We start from the raw sequence: 3195 nt of genomic DNA on the forward strand, positions 1-3195 counted from the left end.
GGGCTCGGGGTGCCGTGGCTGCACGTCGAGCTGGCGTACCGGGTGCGCGCCGAGCCGGCCCGGCGCGCGGCGGTGGCGGAGGTGCTGGCGGAGACCGTGCGCAGCTGGAGCGGCCGCTAGCAGGGGCGGTCGCTAGCAGGGGCGGCGGCGCAGGTCCATCACGTAGTCGTGCGGGGCGCCCGCGCTCTCCGCGGCGTCGGCGATCAGGCCGAGGTAGCGGGCCGCGGGCAGGCCGCCCTCGTAGTCGTTGAGCACGTACGTCCAGACCGGGATGTCGCCGTCCAGGGTCTGCGCGCGCAGCTTGATCTTGCGGTAGATGCCGAGCTGGACGCCCTCCCAGCGGTCCAGGCCCTCCTCGTCCATCGGCGCGACGTCGTACAGCGAGACGAAGACCTGGTCCTTCTCGTCCTCGACCACGGTGGCCAGCGAGCCCTCCCAGCCGAGCTGCTCGCCGCCGAAGGTGAGCCGCCAACCGGCTAGCCACCCCGTGCCGCGCAGCGGGGAGTGCGGGGCTCGGCGGGTCATCTGCCGGGCATCGAGGTTGGTGGCATACGCGGCGTAAAGGGGCATGGGGGCCAGCGTAGCCCGGGCGGCGGGCGGGCCGGGGCGACTGGACGAAGCTACGGAAGCCAGGACCCCGACGTGGCCGCGGTCCTGGCGTGCGGGACAATGGGGAACGTGACTCGGATCGTGATCATCGGTGGCGGACCCGGCGGCTACGAGGCGGCCCTGGTCGCCGCACAGCTCGGCGCGGAGGTGACCGTCGTCGACACCGACGGTCTGGGCGGATCGGCGGTGCTCACGGACTGCGTTCCGTCGAAGACCCTGATCGCGACCGCGGAGGTGATGACCACCTTCGACAGCTCGTACGAGGAACTGGGCATCCTCGTCGCGGACGACACCCCGCCGGTCGAGCAGGCGGCCCGGGTGATCGGCGTGGACCTGGGCAAGGTCAACCGCCGTGTGAAGCGCCTGGCCATCGCGCAGTCCCACGACATCACCCAGTCCGTCACCCGGGCCGGCGTCACCGTGCTGCGCGGCCGCGGCCGGCTCGGAGCCGGCGGGCAGGCCGTGGACGGCTCCCGCGAGGTGCTCGTGGACGCGCCCGACGGCACCGTGCAGTCGCTGCGCGCCGACGCGGTGCTGATCGCCACCGGTGCCCACCCGCGGGAGCTGCCGGACGCCCAGCCGGACGGCGAGCGGATCCTCACCTGGACCCAGGTGTACGACCTGGAGGAGCTGCCCCGCGAGCTGATCGTGGTCGGCTCCGGTGTGACCGGCGCCGAGTTCGCCGGCGCGTACCAGGCACTCGGCTCCAAGGTGACCCTGGTGTCCAGCCGCGACCGGGTGCTGCCGGGCGAGGACCCGGACGCCGCCGAGGTGCTGGAGGACGTCTTCCGCCGCCGCGGCATGAACGTGATGGGCCGCTCGCGGGCCGAGAGCGTCAAGCGGATCGGTGACCGGGTCGAGGTCATGCTGGCCGACGGCAAGGTGATCGAGGGCACCCACTGCCTGATGGCGGTCGGCTCGATCCCCAACACCTCCGAGATGGGCCTGGAGGAGGCCGGGGTCAAGCTCAACGACTGGGGCCAGATCCAGGTCGACCGGGTCTCCCGCACCAGCGCCCCCGGCGTGTACGCGGCGGGCGACTGCACCGGCGTCTTCATGCTCGCCTCGGTGGCGGCCATGCAGGGCCGGATCGCGATGTACCACGCGCTCGGCGACGCGGTGCAGCCGCTGAACCTGAAGACCGTGGCCTCCAACGTCTTCACCGACCCGGAGATCGCCACCGTCGGCTACACGGCGGCCGACGTGGAGTGCGGCAAGATGGACGCCGTCGTGGTCAAGCTCCCGTTGCGCGGCAACCCGCGGGCGAAGATGCAGGGCATCCGGGACGGCTTCGTGAAGCTGTTCTGCCGTCCGGGCACCGGCATCGTGGTCGGCGGCGTGGTCGTCGCCCCGCGGGCCAGCGAGCTGATCCACTCGATCTCGCTCGCGGTGGACGCCAATCTGACGGTCGAACAGGTGGCCAGCGCCTTCACTGTCTACCCGTCCGTCTCCGGCTCGACCGCCGAGGCCGCCCGGCAGCTGCACATCCGCAAGCGGGCCGACGGCGAATCCTGAGCGTCCGGCGCACAGTTGGGGGCGGCTGCCGATCGGCGGCCGCCCTTTGCGCGGGCATGGCTGTCACCCGGACGGCGGGCGTGGTTCCGGGCCATTGGCGGCGCGTATTGTACGGTCACGCGCCGCTCGTGCGTGAGCAATTCCCGCTACTAGCTGCAAACGCCTGAAAGCAGACGGTCACGCAGGTTACCGTCGGTTCTGTGTTTGCAGCAGAACGTCGCCAGTTGATCCTCGAAATGGTGCGCGCCAACGGAGCCGTCTCGCTCCGGGAGTTGGCCCGCGTCGTCCAGACCTCCGAAGTGACCGTGCGCCGTGACGTGCGGGCGCTGGAGGCAGAAGGGCTCCTCGACCGCCGGCACGGCGGCGCGGTGCTCCCCGGCGGCTTCAGCCGCGAACCCGGATACCCGCAGAAGACCCACCTGTCCGCGGCGGAGAAGAGCGCCATCGCGGACTTCGCCGCCGGCCTGGTGGAGGAGGGCGACGCGGTGGTGGTCGGCGCCGGCACCACCACCCAGGAGCTGGCCCGCCGGCTGGCCCGGGTGCCCGGGCTGACGGTGGTCACCAACTCGCTGCTGGTCGCCCAGGCGCTGGCGCACGCCAACCGGGTCGAGGTGGTGATGACCGGCGGCACCCTGCGCGGCTCCAACTACGCGCTGGTGGGCAGCGGCGCGGAGCAGTCGCTGCAGGGGCTGAGGGTCACCAAGGCCTTCATCTCCGGCAGCGGGCTGACGGCCGAGCGCGGGCTGTCGACGGCGAACATGCTGTCCGCGAGCGTGGACCGGGCAATGGTGCTGGCGGCCGCCGAGGTGATCGTCCTCGCCGACCACACCAAGCTCGGCGCGGCCGGCATGTTCCAGACCGTCGCCACCGAGACCATCACCCGGCTGGTCACCGACGAGCAGGCCACCGCGGACGACACCACCGCCCGCGAACTGGACGCGCTCGCCGACTGCGGGGTGCAGGTCGACCTGGCCCCGCTGGGCGCGGCCCCGAGCGGCGACGCCCCGGTGCACGGCACCGGCAGCGGCCCGGTCCACCAGACCCAGCCCGGCCCGATGGCCCGCCGCGGCG

Annotated in this window: 3 protein-coding genes; 2 read left to right on the forward strand and 1 reads right to left on the reverse strand. The window is 72.7% G+C overall.

The genetic code is table 11. From position 1 onward, the window contains the following. Positions 1–132: 132 nt before the first annotated feature. On the reverse strand, positions 133–570 hold the full coding sequence (locus tag KS423_RS41865; protein WP_224284955.1) for a gamma-glutamylcyclotransferase: 438 nt from the start codon (positions 568–570) through the stop codon (positions 133–135). An 84-nt stretch (positions 571–654) separates the two neighbouring features. Between KS423_RS41865 and KS423_RS41870 the strand changes: the two genes are divergently transcribed. Further along, positions 655–2124 (forward strand): NAD(P)H-quinone dehydrogenase, encoded by a 1470-nt coding sequence (locus tag KS423_RS41870; protein WP_263455793.1) that lies wholly within the window; start codon positions 655–657, stop codon positions 2122–2124. A gap of 200 nt (positions 2125–2324) precedes the next feature. After that, the coding region (locus KS423_RS41875; RefSeq protein ID WP_224284957.1) for a DeoR/GlpR family DNA-binding transcription regulator at positions 2325–3195 on the forward strand (871 nt) is incomplete at its 3' end.

This window comes from Streptomyces sp. LS1784 (genome assembly GCF_020103755.1).
Classification (GTDB): Bacteria; Actinomycetota; Actinomycetes; order Streptomycetales; family Streptomycetaceae; genus Kitasatospora.

Bases quoted from the DNA above. Each gene is read 5' to 3' on its own strand.
- KS423_RS41865 (WP_224284955.1), bottom strand. From the start codon at position 570: ATGCCCCTTTACGCCGCGTATGCCACCAACCTCGATGCCCGGCAGATG.